30 protein-coding genes are annotated in these 26,241 nt (G+C 70.3%); 16 read left to right on the top strand and 14 right to left on the bottom strand.

All coding sequences use genetic code 11. The annotated features are described in order from the left end of the window. Positions 1-7: 7 nt before the first annotated feature. Positions 8-394: a hypothetical protein gene (locus tag ACIBK4_RS21030; protein WP_398996249.1), complete on the bottom strand. Its 387-nt coding sequence runs from the start codon at positions 392-394 to the stop codon at positions 8-10. A 69-nt stretch (positions 395-463) separates the two neighbouring features. On the opposite strand from ACIBK4_RS21030, the gene ACIBK4_RS21025 reads away from it, so the two are divergent. Further along, on the top strand, positions 464-1,096 hold the full coding sequence (locus ACIBK4_RS21025) for a TetR/AcrR family transcriptional regulator (protein ID WP_398996248.1): 633 nt from the start codon (positions 464-466) through the stop codon (positions 1,094-1,096). Between the two features lie 54 nt (positions 1,097-1,150). Here the strand turns inward: ACIBK4_RS21025 and ACIBK4_RS21020 are convergent, their stop codons facing one another. Both ACIBK4_RS21020 and ACIBK4_RS21015 read right to left on the bottom strand, forming a co-directional pair. Further along, the gene (locus ACIBK4_RS21020) at positions 1,151-1,984 is read right to left on the bottom strand and encodes an NAD(P)H-binding protein (RefSeq protein WP_398996247.1); all 834 of its coding nucleotides are present in this window, start codon (positions 1,982-1,984) and stop codon (positions 1,151-1,153) included. 141 nt (positions 1,985-2,125) lie between these two features. Continuing rightward, positions 2,126-2,749: a histidine phosphatase family protein gene (locus tag ACIBK4_RS21015; protein WP_398996246.1), complete on the bottom strand. Its 624-nt coding sequence runs from the start codon at positions 2,747-2,749 to the stop codon at positions 2,126-2,128. Positions 2,750-2,908: 159 nt separating this feature from the next. On the opposite strand from ACIBK4_RS21015, the gene ACIBK4_RS21010 reads away from it, so the two are divergent. The 3 genes from ACIBK4_RS21010 (at position 2,909) to ACIBK4_RS21000 (ending at position 4,505) form a co-directional block, all read left to right on the top strand. Beyond that, positions 2,909-3,340, top strand: a complete 432-nt coding sequence (locus tag ACIBK4_RS21010; protein WP_398996245.1) for a helix-turn-helix domain-containing protein — start codon at positions 2,909-2,911, stop codon at positions 3,338-3,340. A 58-nt stretch (positions 3,341-3,398) separates the two neighbouring features. Continuing rightward, entirely contained in the window at positions 3,399-4,058 is a 660-nt protein-coding gene (locus tag ACIBK4_RS21005) for a hypothetical protein (protein ID WP_398996244.1), read from the top strand. 108 nt (positions 4,059-4,166) lie between these two features. Next, positions 4,167-4,505, top strand: coding sequence for a DUF2516 family protein (locus ACIBK4_RS21000; protein WP_398996450.1), 339 nt, complete (start codon positions 4,167-4,169; stop codon positions 4,503-4,505). 22 nt (positions 4,506-4,527) lie between these two features. Here ACIBK4_RS21000 and ACIBK4_RS20995 read toward each other — a convergent pair whose 3' ends face one another. From ACIBK4_RS20995 to ACIBK4_RS20985, 3 genes are all read right to left on the bottom strand, one after another. Continuing rightward, a complete protein-coding gene (locus ACIBK4_RS20995; RefSeq protein WP_398996243.1) occupies positions 4,528-6,048 on the bottom strand; it encodes a PP2C family protein-serine/threonine phosphatase in 1,521 nt (506 codons plus the stop codon). 281 nt (positions 6,049-6,329) lie between these two features. Continuing rightward, on the bottom strand, positions 6,330-7,415 hold the full coding sequence (locus ACIBK4_RS20990; RefSeq protein ID WP_398996242.1) for an NlpC/P60 family protein: 1,086 nt from the start codon (positions 7,413-7,415) through the stop codon (positions 6,330-6,332). Between the two features lie 202 nt (positions 7,416-7,617). After that, complete coding sequence (locus ACIBK4_RS20985) at positions 7,618-8,433, bottom strand: class I SAM-dependent methyltransferase (RefSeq protein WP_398996241.1); 816 nt, start codon at positions 8,431-8,433, stop codon at positions 7,618-7,620. Positions 8,434-8,564: 131 nt separating this feature from the next. Here ACIBK4_RS20985 and ACIBK4_RS20980 point away from each other — a divergent pair, with 131 nt between their 5' ends. The 4 genes from ACIBK4_RS20980 to ACIBK4_RS20965 all read left to right on the top strand — a co-directional run bounded on the left by ACIBK4_RS20980 (position 8,565) and on the right by ACIBK4_RS20965 (position 12,894). Next, positions 8,565-9,089, top strand: a complete 525-nt coding sequence (locus ACIBK4_RS20980) for a hypothetical protein (protein WP_398996240.1) — start codon at positions 8,565-8,567, stop codon at positions 9,087-9,089. A 202-nt stretch (positions 9,090-9,291) separates the two neighbouring features. Beyond that, positions 9,292-10,629: a D-inositol-3-phosphate glycosyltransferase gene (gene mshA, locus ACIBK4_RS20975; protein WP_398996239.1), complete on the top strand. Its 1,338-nt coding sequence runs from the start codon at positions 9,292-9,294 to the stop codon at positions 10,627-10,629. Continuing rightward, a complete protein-coding gene (locus ACIBK4_RS20970) occupies positions 10,622-11,134 on the top strand; it encodes a YbjN domain-containing protein (protein ID WP_398996238.1) in 513 nt (170 codons plus the stop codon). The genes mshA and ACIBK4_RS20970 overlap by 8 nt, the downstream gene beginning before the upstream one ends. 110 nt (positions 11,135-11,244) lie before the next feature. Next, a complete protein-coding gene (locus ACIBK4_RS20965) occupies positions 11,245-12,894 on the top strand; it encodes a glycosyl hydrolase family 28-related protein (protein ID WP_398996237.1) in 1,650 nt (549 codons plus the stop codon). 1 nt (position 12,895) lies between these two features. Here ACIBK4_RS20965 and ACIBK4_RS20960 read toward each other — a convergent pair whose 3' ends face one another. After that, positions 12,896-13,543: a methyltransferase domain-containing protein gene (locus tag ACIBK4_RS20960; RefSeq protein ID WP_398996236.1), complete on the bottom strand. Its 648-nt coding sequence runs from the start codon at positions 13,541-13,543 to the stop codon at positions 12,896-12,898. Between the two features lie 21 nt (positions 13,544-13,564). Further along, positions 13,565-14,392, bottom strand: coding sequence for an AraC family transcriptional regulator (locus ACIBK4_RS20955; protein WP_398996235.1), 828 nt, complete (start codon positions 14,390-14,392; stop codon positions 13,565-13,567). Between the two features lie 49 nt (positions 14,393-14,441). Here ACIBK4_RS20955 and ACIBK4_RS20950 point away from each other — a divergent pair, with 49 nt between their 5' ends. Together ACIBK4_RS20950 and ACIBK4_RS20945 are read left to right on the top strand one after the other, a co-directional pair. Beyond that, on the top strand, positions 14,442-14,879 hold the full coding sequence (locus ACIBK4_RS20950; RefSeq protein WP_398996234.1) for a DUF2000 family protein: 438 nt from the start codon (positions 14,442-14,444) through the stop codon (positions 14,877-14,879). Positions 14,880-15,226: 347 nt separating this feature from the next. Then, complete coding sequence (locus ACIBK4_RS20945; protein ID WP_398996233.1) at positions 15,227-15,451, top strand: hypothetical protein; 225 nt, start codon at positions 15,227-15,229, stop codon at positions 15,449-15,451. A 134-nt stretch (positions 15,452-15,585) separates the two neighbouring features. Here the strand turns inward: ACIBK4_RS20945 and ACIBK4_RS20940 are convergent, their stop codons facing one another. Next, positions 15,586-16,851, bottom strand: coding sequence for an MDR family MFS transporter (locus tag ACIBK4_RS20940; protein WP_398996232.1), 1,266 nt, complete (start codon positions 16,849-16,851; stop codon positions 15,586-15,588). Positions 16,852-17,020: 169 nt separating this feature from the next. Here ACIBK4_RS20940 and ACIBK4_RS20935 point away from each other — a divergent pair, with 169 nt between their 5' ends. The 4 genes from ACIBK4_RS20935 to ACIBK4_RS20920 all read left to right on the top strand — a co-directional run bounded on the left by ACIBK4_RS20935 (position 17,021) and on the right by ACIBK4_RS20920 (position 20,232). Then, on the top strand, positions 17,021-17,782 hold the full coding sequence (locus ACIBK4_RS20935; RefSeq protein WP_366433667.1) for a phosphoglyceromutase: 762 nt from the start codon (positions 17,021-17,023) through the stop codon (positions 17,780-17,782). Between the two features lie 574 nt (positions 17,783-18,356). Further along, positions 18,357-18,902 (top strand): GIY-YIG nuclease family protein, encoded by a 546-nt coding sequence (locus ACIBK4_RS20930; protein WP_398996231.1) that lies wholly within the window; start codon positions 18,357-18,359, stop codon positions 18,900-18,902. A 236-nt stretch (positions 18,903-19,138) separates the two neighbouring features. Beyond that, positions 19,139-19,933, top strand: a complete 795-nt coding sequence (locus ACIBK4_RS20925; protein ID WP_398996230.1) for a calcium-binding protein — start codon at positions 19,139-19,141, stop codon at positions 19,931-19,933. Between the two features lie 71 nt (positions 19,934-20,004). After that, complete coding sequence (locus ACIBK4_RS20920; protein WP_398996229.1) at positions 20,005-20,232, top strand: hypothetical protein; 228 nt, start codon at positions 20,005-20,007, stop codon at positions 20,230-20,232. A 50-nt stretch (positions 20,233-20,282) separates the two neighbouring features. Here ACIBK4_RS20920 and ACIBK4_RS20915 read toward each other — a convergent pair whose 3' ends face one another. From ACIBK4_RS20915 to phoU, 4 genes are all read right to left on the bottom strand, one after another. After that, positions 20,283-21,659, bottom strand: coding sequence for a S8 family serine peptidase (locus tag ACIBK4_RS20915; RefSeq protein ID WP_398996228.1), 1,377 nt, complete (start codon positions 21,657-21,659; stop codon positions 20,283-20,285). A 160-nt stretch (positions 21,660-21,819) separates the two neighbouring features. Then, positions 21,820-22,068, bottom strand: a complete 249-nt coding sequence (locus tag ACIBK4_RS20910; RefSeq protein ID WP_033281264.1) for an SCO4226 family nickel-binding protein — start codon at positions 22,066-22,068, stop codon at positions 21,820-21,822. Positions 22,069-22,178: 110 nt separating this feature from the next. Continuing rightward, complete coding sequence (locus ACIBK4_RS20905; protein ID WP_019072373.1) at positions 22,179-22,337, bottom strand: hypothetical protein; 159 nt, start codon at positions 22,335-22,337, stop codon at positions 22,179-22,181. Positions 22,338-22,453: 116 nt separating this feature from the next. Continuing rightward, positions 22,454-23,143 carry a phosphate signaling complex protein PhoU gene (phoU, locus tag ACIBK4_RS20900; protein ID WP_019062517.1) on the bottom strand — a complete coding sequence of 230 codons (690 nt, stop codon included), beginning with the start codon at positions 23,141-23,143 and terminating at the stop codon, positions 22,454-22,456. A 229-nt stretch (positions 23,144-23,372) separates the two neighbouring features. Between phoU and ACIBK4_RS20895 the strand changes: the two genes are divergently transcribed. After that, a complete protein-coding gene (locus ACIBK4_RS20895; protein WP_033281263.1) occupies positions 23,373-24,626 on the top strand; it encodes a cell wall metabolism sensor histidine kinase WalK in 1,254 nt (417 codons plus the stop codon). Further along, positions 24,623-25,303, top strand: a complete 681-nt coding sequence (locus ACIBK4_RS20890) for a response regulator transcription factor (protein ID WP_009340348.1) — start codon at positions 24,623-24,625, stop codon at positions 25,301-25,303. Before ACIBK4_RS20895 ends, ACIBK4_RS20890 begins: the two co-directional genes overlap by 4 nt. A gap of 106 nt (positions 25,304-25,409) precedes the next feature. Here ACIBK4_RS20890 and ACIBK4_RS20885 read toward each other — a convergent pair whose 3' ends face one another. Continuing rightward, positions 25,410-26,057, bottom strand: a complete 648-nt coding sequence (locus ACIBK4_RS20885; RefSeq protein ID WP_398996227.1) for a DUF461 domain-containing protein — start codon at positions 26,055-26,057, stop codon at positions 25,410-25,412. Between the last annotated feature and the right edge of the window lie 184 nt (positions 26,058-26,241).

Raw genomic sequence — 26,241 nt, 5'->3', positions numbered from 1 at the left:
AGCGCGGTCACTTCGCCGGGGCGGCCGCCAGCAGTACGGCGAACACGAGCGGGGCGGCCGTCTGGTAGCCGAGCCACACCTCGCCGCCGGCGCCGTTGCCCTGCCACGCCATCAGGAGGCCGGTGAGGGCCGCCAGTCCCCATCCACTGTCGTAGGTGATCATGAGGCGGGTGTAGGTGCGCGCCGGTCGGGTGCGCACGTAGGCGATCTCGATGCCGCCGCCGATCAGCAGGGCCGCGCCGGAGGCGATGAGCAGCCAGGTCGGCGTGCCGAGTAACCGGCCGAGTGGGGCGGCGCCGGCGAGGTAGGCGACGGCGAGCAGCAGCTTGAAGGCGCCGTCGGCGATGGGCCCCACTGTCTCGCGGGTCACCCTCGATGCCACAACTTCGGCCATGCGCAGCCTCCTTGAGGTTCGTCCGGACTGGTTTCGTAATGAGATTACGGCAATAATCAAACTATGAGAATGACGAGAGCGCAGTCCAGGGAACGCAACCGCCGGGCCCTGCTGGACGCCGCGTTCCAGGTCGTGTCGCGGGACGGGTACCGGGCGAGGCTGGAGGAGATCGCGGAGCGCGCCGACGTGACCACCGGCGCCATCTACTCCCTGTTCGGCAGCAAGAACGGCTTGGTGGTCGCCCTCGTCGCCGACTATCTGCGGCCGTACTACGAGGAGATCGAGCAGGTGGTGCCCGCCGGGCTCGATCTCCTCGAAGCGGTGGATGCCTTCGCCCGGCACTACCGGCGCGGTTGCGAGGGCCCCGACGCGCTGCCGCGCCTGTCACTGCAGATAACCCTGCTGGACATGGCCCTGCACGATCCGGATCTCGGGGCCCAACTCGCCACGTCCGTACGGTCGCAGGAGAGCCACCTCGTCGCGCTGTTCACCGGCAGATCGCACAACGGCACCACCGTGACAGCACCCCAGGCCCAACGCCTGACCACCGCACTCCGAGCCCTGTTCGTCGGCCTCACCCAGGGCGTCACCCTCGGCCTCGCTCCCGACGCGGACGAGCAGTACTTCGCGGATACGGCGCGGGCGTTGGCGTCAGGGGGTTGCCTTGGGAGTCGGGGGGATGCGGATGCCGGTGGAGGCTGAGGCAGGTGCCCGGTTGCCCGGTGTCGAGGGCGTGACGGACGTCGGCCGATCGTCTCAACGGAAGGCGCCGGCGTTCTCCACAGCCCACTGCCGGAACGTCCGGGCCGGAGTTCCGGTGACCCGGGACACCGTGTCGCGCACCGTCAGCAGTTCGCCGTTGACGTCTCCGCCGGTGACGTCGAGCACCGCGTCCGCGGCCTCGGGGCCGAAGAGCGGGGCCAGTTGGGCGTGGGCCTGGCCGCGGCTGATCTCGGTGAAGGGAACGTCCCGGCCCAGGGCCGTCGCGATGGCCGCGATCTGCTGGCGGGGGGTGATCGGTTCGGGGCCGGTCAAGGCGTACGTACCGCCGTGGTGGCCGGGTTCGGTCAGTGCCGCTCGGGCCACCGACGCGATGTCCGCAGGGTGGATGGTGGGGAGTGCGGTGTCCGCGTAGGGGGCGTGGACGACCTCGTGTGCGCGGACGGCGGGCGCCCACATCAGGGTGTTCGAAGCGAACTGCGTCGGTCGCAGGATCGTCCAGGCCATGCCGCTGTCCTTGAGCAGTCGCTCCACCGCCAGGTTCTCGCGGGCGGGGCCCAGGTGCGGGTGGGTGCGGGCGGTGATCGACGATACGAGCACCACGTGTGCCACGCCCGCCTGCCGGGCGGCTTCGAGGATGTCGGCGTCCGGGCCCAGCCGCGACACGAGGAACAGCGAACTCGCCCCCGCCAGCGCGGACTTCAACGACGCCGGCCGCGCCAAGTCACCCGCCACGGCCTCGACCCCTTCGGGGAAGGCGGCCCGTGCGGGATCGCGGGTCAGGCCTCGCAGCGGGCCGGCGTCGCACGCCTGCAGTTCCGTCAGCAGGGCACGGCCTATGTTTCCGGTGGCTCCAGTCACGAGCATCATGAGTGCGCTCTCCCGTCGTCGGATGATCAACCAGGAGGCACGCTAGAAGCTCAATCGCGCTTCAGGTCAAGGAGAGCGGACGGTGACTTCCCGGCGAAGGCCGCCGTGCCCGTCGTACAGCCGGGCCGGCGGCCTTCTTGGTCAGATGTGGAGTTCGGGTGGGAAGCCGGTCCAGCGCAGGTCTGCGGGCAGGTGGCGCATGTCGTTGTAGAAGAGCATGGCGGACGGCCTGCCGGGTGCGTAGCGGATGACCGTCAGCGCCGCGTTGGCGTGGTTGAGGCCCATCCAGCGCCACTCGGGTGCGTCGATGACGGCTCGGATCAGCCAGCCGATGAGGAAGTTGTGGGTGACGACGAGTTCATGGCGGGGGCGGTCTCCGTCGACCGGGCCGGTGAATTCCGCGAGGGCTTCCCGGGCCAGTGCCGGACCACGGTTGCGCTCCTCTTCCGGAAACTGGGCGAGGAAGCTGAGCATGGCTTCCGCCGAGTCCGGCGGGAACTCCTCCTTCGTGGGTACGTAGGGGACGTAGTCGCCGGCCAGTTCCGACGGGTGCAGGGGGACGGCGTCGAGTTGCGCGCCGATCAGCTGGGCCGTCTGCCGCGCCCGAGGCAGCGGCCCGTGGTGTATCGCCGAGAGCGGGGCGCTCCGGAGCCGTTCACCGAGCAGGACGGCTTGGCGCCGGCCGCTGTCCGTCAGGGTCGTCTCATCTTCTGACGCCTCACCGTGCCGGGCGAGGTAGAGGTAGCGCGTGGCTGTGTCGGTCATGTCCCGGGCCTCCGTTGCCATCCGTGATCTTGTCTGTCGGGATGGACGCTGAGGTTGTTGTGCGTAGTTCCGTCGCGGGTGAGTCGGCGACGAGTGGCGCAGCGCACTTTTGCAAGCAGGTGCTTGCAATAGTTAGCGGCGGTGGTGCAAGGTGGAGGCATGGCAACGCTCAACGTCGGCAATCTCGGTGAGTATCTGCGTGAGCAGCGGCGCAACGCGCAGCTGTCCCTGCGGCAGCTCGCCGATGCCGCCGGGGTGTCGAATCCGTATCTGAGCCAGATCGAGCGCGGGCTGCGCAAGCCGAGCGCGGAGGTGTTGCAGCAGGTCGCCAAGGCCCTGCGGATCTCCGCCGAGACGCTGTACGTGCGGGCCGGCATCCTCGACGCCGAGCGGGACCGGGACGAGGTCGAGACACGTGCGGTCATCCTCGCCGATCCCACGCTCACCGAACGGCAGAAGCAGGTGCTGCTTCAGATCTACGAGTCCTTCCGCAAGGAGAACGGGTTCGAGATCGCCGACGGGGGAGAGGGCATCGGCCCCGGTGTTGCCGACGGCGGCGACAGTGCCGCGCCGCACGAGACCGCCGGTTGACCCGCGGACGTACACAACACAAAACCCTCAGCTGATAGCAACCGGGAGGACCATCACCATGGCCATCACCGATGACCTGCGCAAGACCCTGAGCGACCCCACCCCCCTCTACTTCGCCGCCGGCACCGCCGACCTCGCGCTCCAGCAGGCCAAGAAGGTTCCCGGCCTGGTCGAGCAGCTGCGCGCCGAGGCGCCGGCCCGGATCGACGCCGTGCGCGGCACCGACCCGAAGGCCGTGCAGGAGAAGGCCGCCGCCCGTGCGAAGGAGGCCGGCGCCAAGGCCAAGGAGGCGCAGGAGACCTTCCAGACCAAGGTCAACGAGTTCATCACCAGCCTCGACGGTGACTTCAAGAAGCTCAGCAGCACGCTCGACGCCGACCTGAAGAAGTTCGGCGAGTCCGCCCAGGACTTCGCGCTGCGCGGTGTCGGCGTCGCCGCCGAGTACGCCGTCAAGGCCCGCGAGGCGTACGAGAAGGTCGCCGAGCACGGCGAGCAGGCCGTGAAGACCTGGCGCGGCGAGGCGGCCGACGAGATCGAGGAGCTGGCCGTCGCGGTCGAGCCCGACCCGACGCCCGCGCCCGTGGCCGAGCCCGTCGTGGTGAAGGCCGAGACCCCGGCCCCGGCCGCCGCCGCGCCCGCCCCGGCGAAGAAGCCCGCCGCGAAGAAGGCTCCGGCCCGCAAGACCACCGCCAAGAAGACGACTCCGCCCGCCAAGTAGCACGCGGGTACGGATACGGATACGGGCCGGGCACCTTCGGGATGCCCGGCCCGTTCTACGGGTACGGTGGCCGCGTAGGTGTCGGAAGAGAGCGGGCGGTGGGCAAGCATGCTGATGTTGGGCTTCGCGGGGTTCCTGGGTCTCTTGAAGATCCTCCTCATGGGCCTGGCCGCCTTCGGGCTGGCCGACGCCGCGTTCCGGCGTGAGGACGCCTTCCGCGCCGCAGGCAAGCAGAACAAGGTCTTCTGGCTGATCATCCTGGGCATCACCCTCGTGGTGAGCTACCTGTTCTCGGTGCTGGCGATGCTGCCCATCGCGGGCGCGGTCGCGAGCATCGTCTACATCGTGGACGTCCGGCCCGCGCTGAAGCAGGTCTCGGGCGGCGGCCGCCGAAGCGGCGGCTCCAGCAGCGACGGCCCCTACGGCCCGTACAACGGCGGCCGCTGAAGCCCAGGCCGAGGACTCGGCGTTACGGCGTCCGGTCCAGCATCAGTACCGCCACGTCGTCCGTCAGCTCGCCGCCGTTGAGGTCGCGGACCTCGTTGACCGCGGCCCGGAGCAGTTCCTCGCCCCGCAGGCCCTCGGCGAGCTGGCGGCGGACCATGGCCACCATGCCGTCCTGGCCGAGCCGTTCGCGCCGGCCCTCTCCGACACGGCCCTCGATCAGGCCGTCGGTGTAGAGCATCAGGCTCCACTCGGCGCCCAGTTCGACCTGCATCCGGGGCCAGCGGGCGCCGGGGAGCAGGCCGAGGGCGGGGCCGTTGTTGTCGTAGGGGAGGAGTTCGGCCGGGCGGCCGGGGCAGGCGAGCAGCGGGGACGGGTGGCCGGCCAGGCAGAGGCCCGCGCGGCGGCCGTCCGGGGCGATGTCGACCGTGCAGAGCGTCGCGAAGATCTCGTCGTCGGAGCGCTCGTGCTCCAGGACCTGTTGCAGCGTGCCGAGGAGCTGGTCGCCGCAGAGGCCCGCGAGGGTCAACGCCCGCCAGGCGATGCGGAGTTCCACACCGAGCGCCGCCTCGTCGGGGCCGTGGCCGCAGACGTCGCCGATCATCGCGTGCACGGTCCCGTCGGGGGTGCGCACGGTGTCGTAGAAGTCGCCGCCGAGCAGCGCGCGGGAGCGGCCGGGGCGGTAGCGGGCGGCGAAGTGCAGCGGGGAGCCCTCCAGGAGGGGGGTGGGCAGCAGGCCGCGTTCGAGGCGGGCGTTCTCCTGGGCGCGCAGCTTGGACTCGGTGAGCTTGCGCTCGGCACGGTCGGAGCGCTTGCGCTCCACGGCGTAGCGGATCGCGCGGCTCAGCAGCCGGCCGTCCAGTTCGTCGCGGAAGAGATAGTCCTGGGCGCCCACGCGGACCGCCTCGGCGCCGCGCTCGGTGTCGCCGGACGCGGTGAGCGCGAGGACGGCGTGGTGCGGGGCGAGCCGCAGTACGTGCTTGAGTACGGCGAGCTCGTCGTCGGTGCCGTCCGCCGCGCGGGCGGGGGCGGGCAGCGCGAGGTCCAGCAGGATGCAGTGGACGTCGTCCGTGAGCAGCCGCTCGGCCTCGGTGAGGTTGCGGGCGGTGCGGACCCGGATCGGCTTGCCGGTCGGGTCGAGCAGCTCGGGCACGACCGGCGAACCGCCGGGGTCGTCCTCGATCATCAGCAGGGTGAGGTGACCGGCCGGGGTGCCGTGGGCATGGGCGGGGCCGTGGCCGTGGGCAGCGTGGGGCTCGGCGTCGGCCGGGCGGTCGTCCGCCTTGCCTCCGTCGGCCTTGTCGCTCGGCGTATCGCTCGCCTTGTCGGCGGCGGTGACCGTGTCGTCGTCGACCGTGTCCTGCGTGCGCGGAGCCTCCGTGGCTCCGGGGACGGCTGCGGAGGCGGCCGTGGAGGCCGCCGCGGAGCTGTCGCCGGTGCTGCCTCCGGAACTGTCTCCGGTGGGACCGCCGATCGCGGGCTCGGCCTGCGCCTGACCACTTTCCGCGGCCGGGATCGCTCTCTGCCGCGGTATGGGTGCGGGCATCGTCCTGGTTCCTTCCCTCCCCCCGAGGGCACGGCGGGGCGAGGGACCTCGACCCACCGACGGGGACCATAGCGGTAGTGGGCGCCGTAAAGGAATGGTGTGAGACAGGTCGCCTGGCAGGCGGCCACTGTCATATGCCGTGATCCGTACGGCAGTTGGGCAGGGTGGCTCTTACCCGGGGATGACGAAGGTCACGCCAGGCGGGTGTTTGGCGCGGAAGGGGCGTGCGCCAGGTCACGTGGCCCGGGTCACCGGCCGCCCCCACTCACCAACCGGATGTTTCACGCATCCGGGCGCACAACACCCAATATCGGCATCGAACCCGCCCCCGCGACCGTCACCGTCCGCCCCGGTCGCGGGGCGTGGATGATCGCGCCGTCGCCGATGTACATGGCGACATGGCTGGCGTCGTCGAAGTAGATGATGAGGTCGCCGGGCCGCATGTCCTTCACGGCGACGTGCGGGAGCTGCTTCCACTGCTCCTGCGAGGTGCGCGGGATCGGGTCGCCCGCGCTCGCCCAGGCCTGCGAGGTCAGCCCCGAGCAGTCGTACGTCGACGGGCCCTCGGCGCCCCACTCGTACGGCTTGCCGAGCTGGGCCGTCGCGTAGGCCACCGCCGCCTTTCCCGCGGCGGACGCCGTGCCGGTGGCGTCCTTGAGGGCGCCGGTGTCGAGCCACGCGGTCTGTGCTTTCAGTGCGGCCTGCTGCTCCAGCTTGGCCAGCCGCTCCTTCTCCTGCTTCTCCAGCTGGGACTCGAGCTTCTCGGCCGCCGCGATCTGGGTCGTGACCTTCTTCTTGGCGGCGGCCTTGGCCTGGCGGTTCTTCTCCAACTGCTGCCACTGGGTGGAGGCGTCGGCGGTGTACTGCTTCAAGTCCTGCTGGGTGCGGGTCAGTTCGGCGATCAGGCCCTTGGTGGCGCGCTGGCCCTGGAGCACCCGGCCCGTACCGTCCAGGAACGCCTGCGGATTGTCGCTCAGCAGCAGCTGCGCCTCGTCCGGGAGCCCGCCCGTGCGGTACTGGGAGCGGGCCGCGGCACCGGCGCGGTCCTTCAACTCGTCCAGTTTCTCCTGGCCCTTGACGATCTTCTTGGCCAGCTCGACGATCTCCGCGGACTGCTTCTGGGCCTGCTCCTCGGCCGCGTTGTACGCGTCCGTGGCGACCGCGGCGTCGTGGTACAGCGCGTCGAGCTTCTCGCGTACGGCCTCAAGGTCCTTGTTGGTCACAGGGGTTGGGGACGCGGTTGTCGAAGGCGTTGTTGTCGGAGTCGGCGTCGGACTCGCGAACGCCGTGCCGGGTGCCGCGAGGACGGTGACCGCGCAGACGACCGTGATGGCCGTCGTGATCAGGGCTCGCCTGCCCGCTCCCATACCCCTGCCCCCAGATCTGATTGACCGTCAGTAACTTACGGATGCCTGGGGGATCGTGCCATGTCCCTACAGAAAACGACAGAGGCAGTACTTCCCGTACTTCTCTCCTTTCCTTCCAGGTCATGGGCCGTGACGATGTCCCCGTCCGTGTGACGAACGGCTGCCGGGGATCGTTCCCCACGCACCACACCCGCACCGGGATTCACCCGCGAGGCGCCAACGCCCCCCAGGCCACGGTCACTTCGCCCTGCCGCCAGCGCACCGGCCCGTCCGTCACCGGCCAGTCGGCCGTGAGGTCCCGCACCGCGCGCATCCAGCGCTGGCGGGCGCCGTAGGAGGCGTAGGGCGCGGCGGCGGCCCACGCGCGGTCGAAGTCGCGGAGGAAGGCGTGCACCGGTTCGCCGGGGACATTGCGGTGGATGAGGGCCTTCGGGAGGCGCTCGGCGAGGTCGGACGGCCGCTCCAGGGAACCGAGCCGCGTCGCGAAGGTGACCGTGCGCGGTCCCTCGGGCCCGAGCGCGACCCACACGTGCCGCCGCCCGATCTCGTCACAGGTCCCCTCGACGAGCAGCCCGCCCCGGGACCCCTCACCCGCAGGCGCCAGCCGTCCGCACAGCCGCGCCCACACATCGGCGACCTGCGCCTCGTCGTACTGCCGCAGCACGTTCGCCGCGCGGATCAGCGACGGCCGCTGCGGCACCGGGATCTCGAACCCCCCGTGCCGGAAGGCCAGCCCCTCCCGCTCGTACGGTTTCGCCGCCGCCACCCGCGCCGGTTCGATCTCGACACCGACCACGCGCGCGTGCGGGGCGACGGTACGGAGGCGCTCCAGCAGTTCTACGGCCGTCCAGGGCGCGGCGCCGTAGCCGAGGTCGACGGCGACGGGATCGACGGCCCGCCGCAGCTCGGCGCCGTGCGTCGCCGCGATCCAGCGGTCCATGCGGCGGAGGCGGTTGGGGTTGGTCGTGCCGCGCGTGACCGTGCCCACGGGGCGGGGGGTCGTGGCGCGGGCTGTCATACGTACGAGGGTAGGCGGCGCGGGACGAGGGGCGCCGCAGGGGCACTGGCCGACAGCGTCGCCCCCCGGCCCGTTGTCAGTGGCGCCTGGCAGGATCGGAGATCAAGTCGACCGAGGGTGGGGCGGAACCGATGAAGGTGCTTGTCAGCGACGAGGTGCATGTCGACTACGGCCAGATATTCGTGGCGAGCGGTGAGGGCGACTGCGACCTGCACGATGCCTTCGCCGGGCAGGACGGCGTCGGGCTCTGCGGGGGCGGGCAGGACGGGATGCTGTTGCTTCTGACCGGTCTGCGCATCGGCGGCGTCGACTTCACCGCCGAGCTGCACGACAGCCGGCCCGAGCTGGACGAGACGTGGGAGGAGATCGTCGAGGTTCCGTTCCGGCCGGTGTCGGAGGAGACGGTGCTGCGGCAGTGGAACGGGAAGAACCGGTGGGAGCTGGGGCTGGAGGAGCGCGACTACCGCGTGCGGTACTCCGCCGGTGGCATGGACGCGGGCCGCAGCAAGGACGTCCGGGAGGACGACGAGCCGCCGACCGACGACCGGTACCTGCTCCAGATATGGCCCGCCGCGCCCGAACCGGCCCGCCTGCTCAAGCAGACCGGCCGCGCGGCCGCGTACTGGCACGCCTTCGCGACGTCGCCGGTGGGCTGACCGGGCTGACTGACAGCAGGGGCCAACGCGCCTGCCGCACGAGGATCAACGCACCGCCCCCTCGAACGGTTGAGCGACCCCCGGCAATGGCTGGGTAAAATCCTCATGCGCCGGAATGAGAATCCCGCCCTCGGCGTTGCATCCCCTTGGAGGGAACCGCACACCCTCCCTCAGGCATGCCCGCAGCGAGGAGGAACGCCACGTGAGCCAGTACGGCAGCAGGCTCGGGCGGCGTTCCCCGGCCTCGTCCGCCCGGCTGCGGCTGCACCGCAAACCCCGCCGTGTCGCCATGCTCTCCGTGCACACCTCACCGCTGCACCAGCCCGGCACGGGCGACGCCGGCGGCATGAACGTCTACATCGTGGAGCTCGCGCAGCGGCTCGCCGCGATCAACATCGAGGTCGAGATCTTTACGCGCGCCACCACGGCCGCTCTCCCCCCGACCGTCGAACTGGCCCCCGGCGTGCTCGTCCGGCACGTCGACGCGGGCCCGTACGAGGGCCTCGCCAAGGAGGAACTCCCCGCCCAGCTCTGCGCGTTCACGCACGGAGTGATGCAGGCGTGGGCCGGTCACCGCCCCGGCTACTACGACCTCGTCCACTCGCACTACTGGCTCTCCGGCCACGTCGGCTGGCTCGCCGCCCAGCGCTGGGGCGTCCCCCTCGTGCACGCGATGCACACCATGGCCAAGGTCAAGAACGCCAGCCTGGCCGACGGCGACACCCCCGAGCCCGCCGCCCGCGTCATCGGCGAGACCCAGATCGTCTCCGCCGCCGACCGCCTCATCGCCAACACGGCGGAGGAGGCCGACGAACTCGTACGGCACTACGCGGCCGACCCCGCCAAGGTCGCCGTGGTCCACCCCGGCGTGAACCTCGAACGTTTCCGCCCGGCGGACGGCCGAGCCGCCGCCCGCGCCCGCCTCGGCCTCCCGCAGGACGCCCTGATCCCGCTCTTCGCGGGCCGCATCCAGCCCCTGAAGGCGCCGGACGTCCTGCTGCGCGCGGTCGCGGTGTTGCTGGACGAGCGGCCCGAGCTGCGCTCGAACATCGTCGTGCCCGTCGTCGGCGGCCCCAGCGGCAGCGGCCTCGCCAAGCCCGAGGGCCTGCAGAAACTGGCCGCGCGGCTGGGCATCGCGGATGTCGTACGGTTCCGGCCGCCGGTCGGGCAGGAGCAGCTCGCGGACTGGTTCCGGGCCGCGTCCGTGCTGGTCATGCCGTCGTACAGCGAGTCCTTCGGGCTGGTCGCCATAGAGGCGCAGGCGGCCGGTACGCCGGTGCTCGCGGCCTCGGTCGGCGGCCTCCCGGTCGCCGTGCGCGACGGCGAGACCGGCTTCCTGGTGCAAGGGCACGACCCCGCCGCGTACGCGAACGTGCTGCGCACCCTCGCCGACGACCCGCACCTCGCGCCCCGCATGGGCGAGGCCGCCGCCAAGCACGCCCAGTGTTTCGGCTGGGACACCGCGGCCGCCGCCACGGCGGACGTCTACACGGCGGCGGCGCAGGCCCACCGCCGTCACGTACGCTCGCACCATGGGTGAGGCAGCAGCGGATCAGGAGCGGGCGTCGCAGGTCATCGAGGGTTTCCTCAAGGGCGCCGAACTCGACTGGGAGTGCCCGGAGTTCGGTACGTTCGTCGTCAAACTCCCCGGCACCCGCAAGCTGTCGACGACCCTCTCCCTCCTCGTCGGCCGCCACTCCCTCTCGCTCAACGCCTTCGTCATCCGCCACCCCGACGAGAACGAGACGGCCGTCCACCGCTGGCTCCTGGAGCGCAACCTCAAGCTGTACGGCGTGAGTTACGCGGTCGATCAGCTCGGTGACGTGTACGTCACCGGCCGGCTGCCGCTGTCCGCCGTCACCGAGGCCGAGATCGACCGCCTCCTCGGCCAGGTCCTGGAGGCCGCCGACGGCAGCTTCAACACCCTCCTGGAGCTGGGCTTCGCCTCCGCGATCCGCAAGGAGTACGCGTGGCGGGTGTCGCGGGGGGAGTCGACGCGGAACCTGGACGCGTTCACGAATCTGACCCAGCGGCCGACCAACTGATCTCGTACTGACCCCTTTCGCTGCGCGATGGCGTCGTGGCATGCTCACCGCCAGCACATTTCTGAACGTCGTTCACATCCATGAAGAGCCGCGTGGGAGGACGTACGTACATGAGTCACACCCGTCTCACCAGACGAACCCTGCTCGGAAGCACGCTGGCCTTGGCGGTCCCCCTGCCGAAACAGGGACCCGGGGGAGGGCGCGGAGTTTCTGAGGGTCAAGTCCCGTCCCTCTGGCGGGAGTTCACCCGCACCCCCTTCACCCACCCGCAGATCCCGTACATCGGAAAGGCGGGCGCGCAGCGACACCCCCGGCACTCACGCGTGCTGGACGTCCGCGCGTACGGCGCCGTGGCCGACGGCGTGACCGACTCCGCCCCCGCGATCAACCGTGCCATCGCCGCTGCCGGTAGGGCCGGCGGTGGCACGGTGCTCATCCCGCCCGGCACCTTCCGCATCGACGACGTGATCCGCGTAGGCCACTCGAACGTGGTGGTCAGGGGCGCCGGCAGCGACCGTACGAAGCTCTACGCGACGAAGAACCTGACGGAACTGATCGGCGTCTACGGCTCCCGTTACGGCGGCGACAAGTCGTCGTGGTCCTGGGCGGGAGGCCTCATCTGGCTTGCCCCGACGGCCCGTTGGGACTCACTGGTCGCCGCGATCAGGGCGAAGGCGTGGCCCTTCGAGGGCTGGACCGGCAACCGGCGTGACGAATGGCGGCAGTTGACGACCGTCGAACCGGCCCGGCAGGGCGCGTGGACGGTGACGGTGGCGGACGCCTCCCAACTGCGGCCCGGCGAACTGGTGTTGCTCCGCCTCGCCGACGACCCCGCCCACACTTTCTTGGAGCACATGGCGGGCGGCGGCCCCGGCCCCGAGGCGTACTACTGGGACGACAAGACCAAGCTCCTGTCGTACGTCCCCTACGAATGGCCCGTCCGCATCGCACACGTCCACGGCCGCAGGGTCACGCTCGAACGCCCGCTGCCCCTCGACCTCCGCCCCGAGTGGAACCCTCAACTCACGACCCACATAGAGGAGTTGACGGGCTCGGGCGTCGAAGGCCTCACCCTGGAGGCGGTGGAGACCCCGCAGCAACCCCACCTCCTCGACAAGGGCTACAACGGCGTCGTCCTCCAATGCGCCTACGACTGCTGGCTCGACGACGTGACGGTCCGGCACGTCGACAACGGCTTCGGCCTGGTGGCGGCCTCGGCGTGCACGCTGCGCGGTACGACGGTGGCGGGACGCGGCTCCCACCACCCCTACTTCTGCCGTGAGGGCTCGCACGACAACCTCATCGAGGACTTCACGATCGAGCAGCGCACGGTCCCGGCCCCGGCCAACACCCAACTCCACGGCATCAACGTCGAGGGCCTGTCCTCGTACAACGTGTGGTCGCGCGGCGACATGCGCATGGGCACCTTCGACAGCCACCGCGGCCTGCCCTTCGCCAACGTCCGCACCGACATCACGGTGAACAACGACGGCCGCCACGGCGGTGACGCGAACGCCGGTCCGCTCTTCGGCGCCCGCTTCACCCACTGGAACGTCCGCGTCACCAACGGCCGCGCGGGCCTGATGAAGATCGACCAACTCGCCCCGTACAGCGCCACGGTGGGCCTCAACACGGTCACCGAGTTCGACCAGATCGACGTTCCCGACTTCACCGGTGACTTGCACGCGCGGCTGGAGCTCTACGGCACGACGGGCGTCGTACGGCCGCGGAACCTGTACGAGGCGCAGCGGGAACTATGACTCAGCGGCGGCGCAGGACGTCGTAGCCGATGAAGTCGAACATGCGGGTGGCGGTGGGGAGTTGGCGGGGTGCGCCGGTGAAACGGTGGGCGCCGACGGACTGGGGGATCGAGGGGTCCGAGACCCACAGGCGCTCGAAGCCGCGTTCCTCCAGCCAGGCGCAGACCTGGGGGACGAGGTCGGGGAGCATGTCGCGGCTGCGGGTCCACACCAGCGTGCCGCCCGTCCGGCACAGGGCGGTGCAGTGGTCGAGGACGCGTTCGACGTCGGCGTCGGAGATGTTGCCGAGGAGGCCGCAGACCAGGACCAGGTCGGCGGGGGCGAGTTCGGCGTACTGGTCGGTCAACGAGGCGTCTCCGGCCATGACTTCGACGCCGGGGAGGTTGGCGGCGCGGGCCGCCCGTGTCGCTACGTCCACGTTCCGCTCGTCCAACTCGACCAGCAGGGCGTGGACTTCGGGGCCTCGGGGGTGGTCGGCCAGGACGCCGATCAGGTCGCGGCCCTGCCCCGCGCAGAGGCTGATCGCGGTGAGCGGGCCCGGCGGGGCGGTGTCGAGGGCGAGGCGGATCCGTTCCTGGATGAGGGCCAGGCGCCGACTCAGGTAGGAATCGGGGGAGTCGTAGGCGTCGTGCCACTCGTGCCAGTCCATGCGCGGAATCTAGCCGGGGTGTCAGTGCCTGTCGCGTGAATAACGCCCCGGCGTGACCCCCACCAACTTCCGGAAATGGCGGGTGAGATGGGACTGGTCGTAGAAGCCGGTCACCGTCGCCACCTCGCCCGGCGGGCGGCCGTCGAGGAGGAGCCGGCGGGCGCGGTCGACGCGGCGGGACATCAGGTACTGGTGCGGTGCGATGCCGTACGCGCCGCTGAACGCCCGTACCAGATGGGCGGGATGGGCGTGCACGAGCCGGGCGGCCTCGTCGAGGGTGATGCCTTCGGTGACGTGCTCGTCGAGGAGTTCGCGGAGGTCGCGGGCGAGCGTGGGGGCCAAGGCGGTGGGGGTGGTGGGCGGCCGTAGGTGGGCGTGCAGTCGTTCGGCGATGAGCGTGAGGCGGCTCTCGGCCTCCAGTTCGTCGCCGGGGTGGTCGAGGGCGGTGTGCAACTGGCCGACGCGCAGCCGGAGTTCGGGGTCGCGGAGGTCCGGCTGGTCGACGGCGGAACCGATGAGGGTGTCCGGGAGGTGCGTGCCGTCGAGATAGAGGACGCGCTTGCGGAAGCCGTGCGGGGTGGCGGGGGAGCCGTTGTGCGGGACGTGCGGCGGCAGCAGGGACACGGTGTCGTGCGGGGTGCCGTGCTCGTGCCGGTCGAGGTCGTACCGTACGGCTCCGTCGTCCACGATCAGCAGCGTCCACGCGTCGTGCACGTGCATCGGGTACGCGTACTCGGTGAAGTGGGCGTGGAAGACCTCGACGACACCGGGGATGCGGGGCCGCCACGCGGAGACTTCCTGCCGGGGTTGGCCTGGGCCGGCCCGGCCCGGGCCCTGTCGCGGGGCCATGCAAAGAACGTACAAGACGGGGCCGTAGGGCGGTCGGCAGTCTCGGTGCATGAGCACTGACACGACCGCCGAACCGATGCGCTTCGACACGAAGATCGCCGTCCTGCTACGGGACGACCTTGAGCCCTGGCAGCGGCTGAACGTTACGTCCTTCCTGGTCAGCGGCCTGGGTACGCAGGCCCCGGAGGTGATCGGGGAGGCGTACGAGGACGCGGACGGGGTGCGGTACCTGCCGATGTTCCGGCAGCCGGTGATGGTCTTCGAGGCGACGAAGGAGACGCTGACGGCGGCCCACGGGCGGGCGCTGTCCCGCGCCCTGCCGCGCGCCGTCTTCACGTCCGACCTGTTCGCCACCGGCAACGACCGGGACAACCGGGCGGCGGTGCGGGCCGTCGCCACGGCCGAGCTGGATGTGGTGGGGCTGGCTGTGTACGGGCCGCGGAACGGGGTGGACAAGGTGGTGAAGGGGGCGCGGATGCATCCGTGACGCCACCCATGGCGCCATCCGTGACGCCATCCATGACCGAATCTGCACAGGGCGTGCGCAACTGCGGGGCGGGCGGGGCCCGTTGGGGCCGAGTTGTCCGGTTCGAGTCGGCCGCCGTGCTGCCTGTCGGCCCGCTGTGCGCCGCCGTGTGTAGAGAACCCGGACCCAACTCGTGCGCACACTCACACGGTTCGGTCGCCGCCGGGTTCGACTGCCCTGCCGGGAGCGGGTTCGGACTGGATGCCCCGTACGTCGCGTGGTTTGATCCTGCGCATCGCGGCCCGCACCCTGTCCCCCCAGCGGGACCGCATCCCCATGTGGACCACCACGCGAAGGGCAGTTTCCCCATGAACTCCGCTCCCCAGGTTCAGACCCTCGAGATCTCCGACGCCGAGCTCGACACCGTCTCCGGCGGCGTGAGCCCGCAGGTCAGCGTCAGTGTCGGCTCGACCACCCTCAGCAGTGCGGACCTCCTTGCCGAGGTCGACTCGGTCAAGGCGACTCTCCTGGGCACCCTCGGCGGCACCCTCGGTGCGCTCCCCCACAGCGTCGGCGTGAACGTCGGCTACTGACCGATGTCCGTCGGCGGTCATCGCCGGTCACGACGACGAGCCCCTCCCCGCGGAAGACGTGCAGGGAGGGGCTCGTCGTCGGTATGTCATCGTCGTCGGGAAGGTGACGCCGTGGCCGTGTCGTCGCAGGGCCGTCAGGCCGCGCTGACCTCCGGTGCCGCCACGGCGGCAGAGGGCTCGGGGGCTGCCGTCTCGTTGGCCGGAACCCGCCGCATCAGCGCCCCGTACCCCACAGCCGCCCCCGTCCCCACGACCGCGCACATCCCCCACAGCCACTCCGCCCCGAACCGGTCGATGACGAACCCGGACATCAGCGGGGCGACCAGCGCGGCGACCGCCCAGGACAGGGTGTACATGCCCTGGTACCGGCCGCGCCCCTGGACCGGTGAGAGGCGGACGACCAGGCCCGTCTGGGTCGGGGCGTTGATCATCTCGCCGAGGGTCCACACGCACACCGTGAGGGCGAAGACACCGACCGAGCCGGCGAACGCGGTGAGCCCGAAGCCGTAGCCCGCGAGGATCGACGAGACCACCAACAGCCGCTTGGCGTCCCGGTGTTCGATGAGGCGGGTGACCGGGATCTGGAGGACGACGATGAGGAAGCCGTTGACGGCGATCGCGGTGCCGTAGTCGGCGGGCGTGAAACCGGCCTCGCCCATGGCCACCGGCAGTCCGACCGAGCCCTGCTGGAAGACGAGCGCGACGAGGAAGGACAGTCCCACGACGCTCATGAACCGTCCGTCGCGCAGTACGGTCCCGAGGCCCACGGCGGGTTCCTTGCCGCCGGCACCGGTGGCCGCGACGGTCGGCCGGGACTCGGGCAGCCGTAGGAACACGACGATCGCGCAGATCGCCGTCATCCCGGCCTCCAGCAGGAACCCGGCGCGGTAGCTGACCTCGGCGATGAAGCCGGCGGCCATGGAGGAGATGGCGAAGCCGAGGTTGATGGCCCAGTAGTTGAGGGAGAACGCGCGGACCCGGTCCTCGGGGCGCACGATGTCGGCCATCATCGCCTGCACGGCCGGGCGGGACGCGTTGCTCGCCGCCCCGACGAGGCACGCTACGGCGGCGATCGCGACGGGGTCGTGCATGAAGCCGAGCAGCGCCACGGACGCGGCGGTCGACGACTGCGCGATGAGGAGGGTGGGGCGGCGGCCGATGCGGTCGGTGAGCACGCCCGAGCCGATGGACGAGACGACCCCGCCGAGGCCGTAGAGGGAGGCGACGAGGCCGGCGTAGGTCGCGGAGTAGCCGCGGTCGAGGGTCAGGTACAGGGCCATGAACGTCGAGACGAACGCGCCGAGCCGGTTGACGAGGGTGCTGGTCCACAGCCACCAGAACTCGCGGGGGAGGCCGGAGACGGTTTCCCGGGCGGCGCGTCTCAGGGCGGCGAGTGACATGGATCGTTCCCCCACGGTCGGACAGCTGGCGTGTAAGCGGCGATGGCCGCGAGCACAACTTACGAAGGGGAGGTCGCGGCGGACCACTCAATTAACAGAAGCCGTCAACTGTGGGGCGGGGAGGCGGGCGCCAGGCGGTGGCCCGAATGCGTGGATTACGCTCTGAGGCATGGCCGACGCACCGTACAAGCTGATCCTCCTCCGCCACGGCGAGAGCGAGTGGAACGCGAAGAACCTGTTCACCGGCTGGGTGGACGTGAACCTGAACGAGAAGGGCGAGAAGGAGGCGGTCCGCGGCGGTGAGCTGCTCAAGGACGCCGGCCTGCTCCCCGACGTGGTCCACACGTCCCTCCAGAAGCGCGCGATCCGCACGGCCCAGCTCTCGCTGGAGTCCGCGGACCGCCACTGGATCCCGGTCCACCGCAGCTGGCGCCTGAACGAGCGCCACTACGGCGCCCTCCAGGGCAAGGACAAGGCGCAGACCCTCGCGGAGTTCGGCGAGGAGCAGTTCATGCTCTGGCGCCGTTCCTACGACACCCCGCCCCCGCCCCTTGAGGACGGCACGGAGTTCTCCCAGTCCGCCGACCCGCGCTACGCCTCCATCCCGCCGGAGCTGCGCCCCCGCACGGAGTGCCTGAAGGACGTCGTCGTCCGCATGCTCCCGTACTGGTACGACGGCATCGTCCCGGACCTCCTCGCGGGCCGCACGGTCCTGGTCGCCGCCCACGGCAACTCCCTCCGCGCCCTCGTCAAGCACCTCGACGGCATCTCGGACGCCGATATCGCGGGCCTGAACATCCCGACGGGCATCCCGCTCGCGTACGAACTGGACGCGTCCTTCAAGCCGGTCAAGGCCGGGGGGACGTACCTGGACCCTGACGCGGCTGCGGCTGCGATCGAGGCGGTCAAGAACCAGGGCAAGAAGAAGTAAGTTCCGTGATCACGCCCCCGAACTGCGCCCAGGGCGCGGATCGGGGGCGTTTTCGCGAGGGACCTTTGTCCACGCTCCGGTTGATCGGGAGACCAGTTCATGAAGCGTGCGGTTGCCGCTTGGGCGGCTCTGGCGGCCGGTGTGGCATTGGCGGGTTGCGGCGGTAACCCGGCGGATCGAGCCACCGCCGGCGCTCACCCTGCCGCGACGCCCGGCCCAGCCCATACGGCGTCGGCTCTGCACGTGACCGCCTCCGGGACAGGGCTGCGCCTTGTCGCCGGGACGCCCGTCCGCTTCGGTGCCGACAGCGCACCCGGGGTGGCCGGGGAGCTCGTCCTGACCTGCCGGGGTCAGGGACTCGTGCATGTCCGGCCCACCGAGGGAAAGGCCACGGACGTACACTGCGGCGGCACTTCCGAGGTGCGGACCGGTTCCGGCGGCACGATGTTCACTGCGTCCACTACGAGTGGGTCGGCGATGACGCTTGACTGGATTCTCAAGAAGATGGCGCGTTGATCGCATGACGGAGCAGCCGAGTGTGAACTCCATCAGTCGTGGCGCGTCCGGAGGTCTCGTGGAAGCTGGCGCTCTCGTAAGTCCGGTGCGGTTGTGGTCGGCGCAGGAGGTGTTGGCGCGGCCGAGCCCCGTCCCGGCGGTGGCAGGGGTCTACGGATGGCACTTCGAACAGTCGCCGCACCCGGACCTGGACGCCGGGCGCCTGCTCTACGTCGGTATCGCACCGCGGTACATGGCGAACCGGACCAGTACTCAGAACCTGCGCAAGCGGGTGCGGTATCACTACCGGGGCAACGCGGCCGGCTCGACCCTGCGGCTCACCCTCGGGAGCCTGCTCGGACTTGAGCTGCGTCGCGTGGGCAGCGGCAAGCGGATGACCTTCGGCAAGGCCGGCGAAGCCACGCTGAGTCAGTGGATGGCGGACAACGCGCGGGTGTGCTGGATCGAGCGGAGTGAACCGTGGGAACTGGAGTCACAGTTCATCTCCCGACTCGACCTCCCGCTGAACCTCGACCAGAACCGACACAACGCATTCCACGGCCAGTTGAAGGGGCTACGGGCCCAAGCACGCCAGCGAGCACGGGAGTTGCCCATCGGTTCGTAGGTCGACGGGCAGGCCGAGGGCAGTTGGCCGGTGATCAGTGACCGGCGTCCGGTGATTAGTGACTGGCATCCGTTGATCCCAACAACCCCTGGAGAAGCTGAAGTTAAGAGATGGGTTGGGGCTGCGATCATGCACAACCTCCCACCCACCCCCTCTGTCTGTTGCGGGTGAAGTCACCACTCGGATCACCACTCGGTTCACCGACTGGTTCATCAACCGTGGGGGGAAACCACACCATGCGCAGACGTACCACTGTCGCCGTCGCGACCGCCGCCGCTCTCAGTGCCGCCCTGGCCGTCACCGCTCTCACCGTTCCGGCCGCCGTGGCCGGCCAGAGCGACTCGGACTCGACGTTCGTGAACATCGGCGTCAACCACGACCTCGACTACACCGTCGGCGTCGAGGCCGCCAAGAAGCGGGTGTTCTCGGTCTCCGCGACGGTCAGCGACCCGTCCGGCGTCAAGAGCGTGTCGTTCGAGCTGTGGCACGGCGCAGAGGACCGGTCGAAGGCCGACGGGGTCATGTCCGGGTCCGCCCAGTGCCACAAGATCAACGAGCTCACCTCCTCCTGCGAGGCCCTCGTGACCGCCGACCCGAACGTCAACCTCCGCAGCAACGCCCTCGCCGGGCTCTGGTACATGGCCCCCGTGGCCGTCGACGGCGCCGGCAACGTCACCCGCGGTGAGGGCGCCTACTTCGCGGTCGTCAAGCGCCAGACCTACCTGTCCCAGACCGTCGTCACCCCGGACCCGGTGAAGAAGGGCGCGAACATCACGGTCAAGGCCCAGGCGACGGTGGCCAGTTGGGAGCAGAAGAAGAACGTGCCCCTCATCGGACACCAGGTGCTGCTCCAGTACCGCAAGGGCACGAGCGGCCCCTTCGTCACGCTGAAGAAGCTGAAGACCGACCGGAACGGCTGGGCCACGTCCACCGTGAAGGCGACGGCGGACGGCTCGTACCGCTACGAATTCGCGGGCACGAGCCTCACCACGACCACGGCGAGCTGGACCGACTACGTCGACGTGAAGTGACCCCCGGCCCTTGGCCCTTGGCGCTGAAACGACTCCTTGGCAAGGACCCCGCCCCCTGTCACGATCACCTCGTGGACGATCTTTCGAAAGTCGTACGGTGGTTGGACGTGCTGTGCGACCTGGTGGGGCCGCCGGTCAGCGTGCTGCTGCTCGTGGAGGGGATCCAGACCTACCGCGACGGGGGCTCCATCGGCTGGCCCGTCGCGGGAGCGGTGCTGCTCCTGGTCACCCTCTACACGGTCGGGCGTCGGTTCGTCCGGTACCGGGGGCGGAAAGCGACGGCGCCGTCCTCGTCGTAGCGGACGGCCCGGGCGCGGTGGGTCGCGCCCGGGCCGTCTCGGGATGGGTCTCAGTGCCGGCTGGCCCACGCCAGTGCCGGGACGAAGCGCAGCGCGTCCACCGTGCCCACGCCCGTCGCCATGTCGTAGCCGTCGACCGCGGTGTAACCGGTCACGCCCGCATACGTGTTGTTCGTGCCGTCGTTCACGTCGACGATGCCGTTGCCCTTGGCGCCGTGCTTCGCGAGCGCGTACAGCGCCGAGTTGATGTTGCCGACCCGGTGTCCCGCCGCCTGGTCCGCGAGGGCGATGATGCCCGAGAAGAGCGGGCTGGCCTCGCTCGTGCCGCCGTAGACGTCCCAGCCGATCGCGGTCGGGTCGTAGCTGGAGTAGACCCAGGCGCCGCCGTTGACCGCCGCGGCCATCGAGACGTCGGGGGTGGCGCGCTGGGTGCCGACGATGCTCTTCACGCCGTTCTGGAACGACGGGCGCGCGAACACGTGGGACTGGCCGCCGCCGCCCGCGCCGTAGTCGTTGTAGACGCTGTCCGGCGTGACGCGGTCGCCCTTGTCGTTCAGGTGCAGCTGCGTGCCGCCGATCGACGTGACCAACGGGTCGGAAGAAGGCCAGGAGTTGACGGGCTTGTCGTAGAAGGCCGAGCCGTCCGCGTTGTAGTCGGTGGCGCCGCCGTCGCCGGAGGAGGCGAGGACGGTCACGTGCTTGCGGTTGGCGTCCTGGAAGGCGTAGCGCAGCTTCTTGATGCTGGAGAAGTCGCCCTGGTCGAAGCCGGGGAAGGTGTTCTCGGTGGCGCCGAAGCTCTGCGTGATGACGTCGCCGACGCCGTGGTCGATCAGGTACTTCTCGGCGTCCATCATCTCCGGCAGCCCGGTGACGCCCTCGGTCTCGGCTACGGCCGTCTCCACCAGCACGATCTTCGCGTCGGGCGCGACCGCGTGCGCCATCTCGACGTCCAGGGTGGTCTCGCCGGCCCAGCCGGTCATGTCCGCGTTCGTCGGGTCGAAGACCGGGACCTTGCCCCACTTCACGACATTCACCTTGGTGCTGTGGATGCCGAACTGCTTGCTGTACGTGTCGAGATCATGCTGGATCGTCGGCGAACCGAACGAGTCCACGATGACGATCGTCCGCCCCTTGCCCGTAATGCCCTTCTTGTAAAGGGAGTTGAGGTTGTACGCGGTGCGGTACTGCAGCGGGTTGTAACAGGCGATCTGCCACTTGGCCTCGCACTGCGCGCTGGTGAGCGGGGTCGGCACGTCCCGGGCGAGGGTGTGTCCGGTGATCGCCGGGATCGCCTTCGTCTGCGGTACGGCGGCGGGCGCGGCCCCGGCGACACCGGCGACCGGCGCGGTCGCCAGCGCGGCGACGGCGAGGCCGGCGGTGGCGGCCGTGGCGGCGGCGATGTTCAGTCTCGTGCGGGCTATGCGCATGAATCCCCCCTGAGTGCTGCGGAGTTCGCCCGGCCGTCAGCCGGACGAAGAGGTCTCCGCGCATCTCATCGAGAGAGACATGCACAGGACAAGACTGTTGAACTGTCGATGCCGAACCCTTTGCCCAAACAGCACCAAGGACTCGGACGGTCCTGCCGTTTCAGATCGAGTACGGCACCGCGTGCACCTCGTCCGCCCGGTGCCCCGCGCGCTCGTGGACGCGCTGGACCGCCTCGGGCGACGGCGCCTCCGACAGGCAGTAGACGGTCCCGCTCTCCGGGTCCGCCCAGGCCCGCTCGAAGTGGACGCCCTCGTCCTTCTCCACGGCGAGATCCGCCTTGTGGGCCTCCATCAACTGGTCGGCCGTGATGCCCTTCATCCCGTGGTGTACGTCCATGTACTGAGCCATGACCGCGCACCTCCTTCCGTTCCTTCCATGCTGCGCCCGTACGGCGCTCACGGCACGACGAAGGGGCCCCGGCGCCGTAGCACCGAGGCCCCTCCGGGAGCAGGCGGCGGTCAGCCGCACTGGCACGGGTTGCCGGACTGGCAGCCGCACCCGCAGCCCGAGCCGCAGCCGCAGGCGCCGAAGAGCGGGAGGCTCTTGATCTCGGCGGGCTGCTGCGTCTCGCGCTCCTGCGTCGGGTCCGGCGTCGTCGTAGCAGGGGATTCGGCCATGGGTCCTCCTGGAGGCTCGAGCCTGTGCCCATCGGATGCTGCCCATTGGATGCCCGCTTCGGCGGGCGCATCAACGGCGCATTGAGGCTTCCCTCGCAAGCCCCCCGGCCTGAGGACTACGCCCCCTCGGCCCCCGTCACCGGCTGGATGTCCGGCTGCAGCTCGTCCGCGTGCTCGCCCGTCACCAGGAACACCACACGCTTCGCGACCGACACCGCGTGGTCGGCGAAGCGCTCGTAGTAGCGGCCGAGCAGCGTCACGTCGACCGCGGTCTCGATGCCGTGCTTCCACTTGTCGTCCAGCAGGTGCTGGAAGAGCGTGCGGTGGAGGAGGTCCATCGCGTCGTCGTCCTGCTCCAGCTGGAGCGCGAGGTCGACGTCCTTCGTGATGATGACCTCGGCCGCCTTGGCCATCAGACGCTGGGCGAGCTGGCCCATCTCCAGGATGGTCGCGTGCAGGTCGTGCGGTACGGCCCGGTCGGGGAAGCGCAGCCGGGCGAGCTTCGCCACGTGCTGGGCGAGGTCGCCGGAGCGCTCCAGGTCGGCCGACATGCGCAGCGACGTGACGACGATCCGCAGGTCCGTCGCCACCGGCTGCTGCCGGGCCAGCAGGGCTATGGCCCGGGCTTCGAGGTCGTGCTGGAGGTCGTCGACCTTCTTGTCGGCCTCGATGACGCTCTCGGCCAGCTTCAGGTCGGAGTCCAGGATGGCCGTCGTGGCGCGTCCGATCGCCGACCCGGTCAGCCGGGCCATCTCCACCAGACCGTCACCGATCGAGTCAAGTTCCTCGTGGTACGCGTCCCGCATCAGGGTTCCCTCTCCTACGTTGCTTCGGGGGCTCAGGGGCCCTGGGCCTGTCGGTGTGACTAAAAACCGGCCCTTCCACCCCACGCTCCCACGTTCCCGCTCCTACGCGACGGTTTCCGCCACCCCAAATGAACCAATACTGGCTCCAAGGTGAACTCTGGGCGACGAGTGTTCGAGGTCGCACTCCGATGGCTGTGGCCAGGAGGTATCCCATGCCTAACCTGGGGGCATGGACGTGAACGCGGCGGTCGCCGCAGCGGCAGCGATCGCCGGGGTGCTCACCGGTGTCATCGCCATGCTGGCGTTCCGCTGGAGCGAACGCGACCAGAAGCGACCGACCAGGACTTCCCTGCACACGGACCCGGTGCTTCCGCCGGGTGTGGACACCGTGCTCTCGGTGCTCCGCTCCTCGGCCGTCGTCCTCGACGAGGCGGACGCCGTGGTCAAGGCCAGCTCGGCGGCGTACGCCCTCGGACTGGTCCGCGGCGGGAAACTCTCGGTCGACCCCATGCTCCAGATGGCCCGGGACACCCGGCGCGACGGCGAGATACGCCAGGTCGAGCTGGATCTGCCCCGGCGCGGCACCGGACGAGGGGAGGCCCTCGCGGTCTCCGCCCGGGTGGCGCCGCTCGGCTCCCGGCTCGTCCTGCTCCTCGTGGAGGACCTCACCGAGGCCCGCCGTATCGAGGCCGTACGACGTGACTTCGTGGCGAATGTCAGCCACGAACTGAAGACCCCGGTCGGCGCGCTCTCCCTCCTCTCGGAGGCGGTCATGGACGCCTCCGACGATCCTGAGGCGGTGGAGCGTTTCGCCGGACGGATGCAGATCGAGGCCACGCGCCTGACCAACCTCGTGCAGGAGCTCATCGACCTGTCGCGGGTCCAGAACGACGACCCCCTCGAAGACGCCGAACCCGTCCGCGTCGACGAACTCGTCGCCGAGGCCATCGACCGCTGCCGGCACCAGGCCGGCACCAAGCAGATCACCATGGCCGCCGGCGGCACCGCCGACCTGCACGTCTACGGGAACCGGGGCCAGCTGGCCGCCGCCCTCGGAAACCTGGTCGAGAACGCCGTCAACTACTCGCCCGCCCGGACCCGCGTCGGCATAGCCGCACGCCGGGTCTCCGCGGGCGGCGGCGACCACATCGAGGTCGCCGTCACCGACCAGGGCATCGGCATCTCCGAGAAGGACAAGGAGCGCGTGTTCGAGCGCTTCTACCGTGTCGACCCGGCCCGCTCGCGGGCCACCGGCGGTACGGGTCTCGGACTGGCGATCGTCAAGCACGTGGCCGCCTCGCACGGCGGGGAGGTCACGGTGTGGAGCTCCGAGGGACAGGGCTCCACGTTCACCCTGAGGCTGCCGGAGGCGGGTGCGGCCCGCGACCGTGCCCACCAGCACCCCGACCTCGACGACGAGGTCGAGGGGTCCCCTGAACCATCCCCGTACGAACCGCTTCCCGCCCCGGAGGTCCTTCCGTGACCCGAGTGCTTGTCGTCGAGGACGAGGAGTCCTTCTCCGACGCCCTGTCGTACATGCTCCGCAAGGAGGGCTTCGAGGTCGCCATCGCGACCACCGGGCCCGACGGACTCGACGAGTTCGAGCGCAACGGCGCCGACCTCGTCCTGCTCGACCTGATGCTGCCGGGGCTGCCCGGCACGGAGGTCTGCCGCCAGCTGCGCGGCCGCTCCAACGTCCCCGTCATCATGGTGACGGCCAAGGACAGTGAGATCGACAAGGTCGTAGGCCTGGAAATAGGAGCCGATGACTACGTCACCAAGCCCTTCTCGTCCCGCGAGCTCGTCGCCCGTATCCGGGCCGTCCTGCGCCGCCGCGGCGAGCCCGAGGAGGTCACCCCGGCCGCCCTCGAAGCCGGTCCGGTCCGCATGGACGTGGATCGCCACGTGGTCACGGTCTCCGGCTCCAAGGTCGACCTGCCCCTCAAGGAGTTCGACCTGCTGGAGATGCTCCTGCGCAACGCGGGCCGCGTACTGACCCGCATGCAGCTCATCGACCGTGTCTGGGGCGCCGACTACGTGGGCGACACCAAGACCCTCGACGTCCACGTCAAGCGCCTCCGCGCCAAGATCGAACCGGACCCGGGCGCGCCGCGGTACTTGGTGACGGTGCGCGGCTTGGGTTACAAGTTCGAGCCGTAAACCGATGACCAGGCCTTAAGCACTGCCTGCGTACGACGAAGGGCGGGACCTCTGCGTGAGGTCCCGCCCTTCGTCGTAGAACTACGACTGTTGCTACGGCCGCTGCTCAGCCGGTGGTCGTGGCCGACTCCGTGGCCGTCGCGCTCGCGGAGGACGAGTCGGTCGGGGTGGCCGTCGTGCTCTTGCCCGGCTTCGGCGTGGTCGCCGTGGCGCCCGCGGCAGGCGTCGAGGGGATCGAGGTCGGGCCCCACTTGGTGAAGTAGCTGTCGGCCGGGACGACGAACGCGCTCAGGCTCACGCCACCGGTCGAGCTGAAGGTGAAGGTGACCTTCTGGGCGTTGCCGTCCGCGATGCCGGAGGGGTCGGCCAGCGCGGCGGAGGCGTTGCCCTTGCCGCCCAGGACGAGCGAGCCGCCGGCCGGGACGACCAGCTTGCCCTTGCCCTTGGCGGGGGTCAGCGTGACCGTGCCGGCGCCGTCGACGCTGACGGAGTCCAGGGTCTGGGCCTTGACGCCGGTGTTGAACAGGGTCGCGGAGATCACCGCGGGGCCCGCGCCCTCGCTGCCGGACTCGGTGAGGGGCTGGGTGATGACGAGAGCGTTCTGCACCTTGATGGTGCCGACGGAGACGGCCGCGTTGTCCGGCTTGACCTCCAGCGTCTGTGCGTCGTTGCCGGCACCGCACGCGGCGAGGGAGGCGATCGAGAACGCGATAGTGGCGGCGGCGAGGGCGCCGCGTCGAAGGCTGCTGCTCACGGCGGCGGCTACTCCTTGAACGTGGGCGGAGCAGGGCGACTCCCGAATAAAGCCGCCCTAAGTGTCTGTCAGCGGCCTTAGGTTACCGAGCCGTTCCCGCACCACCGCACCCGACCCTCCCTCAACGGGGTACCGCTGTGCCACAAGTGACTCACGGGTCACTTGCGCCCGCTACTCGTCCGGC

The sequence above is a fragment of the Streptomyces sp. NPDC050528 genome (assembly GCF_044457795.1).
GTDB lineage: Bacteria > Actinomycetota > Actinomycetes > Streptomycetales > Streptomycetaceae > Streptomyces.
The sequence above is the reverse complement of the archived record's forward strand: the minus strand, read 5'-3'. Positions and strand labels throughout refer to the sequence as shown.